The organism is Microbacterium sp. KNMS, from assembly GCF_053851835.1.
Genome location: NZ_JBSQBP010000069.1, coordinates 1 through 489 on the forward strand (window position 1 = coordinate 1; position 489 = coordinate 489).

The following is a 489-nucleotide window of genomic DNA, read 5'->3' on the forward strand; positions in this document are numbered from 1 at the left end:
TGAGGGTGGGGAGGGGCCGCGGACGGCGACGCAGATCGCGTCGGACCTCGCCGTGGAGGTCCTGTCCGCCCTGTGCGGCGACCCGGACGACACCCCCGCCCCCTGGACCACCACCGACACGGACACGACGGGGTCGACGGAGCCCGATGCGGGCGCGACGGAGCCCGACGCGGGCGCGACGGAGCCCGGCGCGGCGGGCGCGGACGCCACGGACACCACGGACGCCGGAACGGGCACGACGGAGCCTGCGCCGGACGCGGTGACACCGGATGTGGGCGACGTGAACGTGGACGCCGCGGGTGCGACCGCGGACACGGACTCGGCGGCCCCCGATGCGGGCACCGAGGACGACGGCGCCAGCCCCGACGCGGACGACCTCGGCGTGGACGTGGGTTCCCGTGTCTCGGGTGCTGCGGGATCGCCCGACCGGATCGACACGGGAGCTGATCCGCCCGGCACTGGCGACGCTGACCCTTCGAACGCGGCGTC

1 pseudogene is annotated in these 489 nt (G+C 76.5%); it reads left to right on the forward strand.

What is annotated here, in order from left to right:
* Positions 1–489 (forward strand): annotated as a pseudogene (locus ACWXWW_RS17875) (hypothetical protein); the annotation flags it as partial.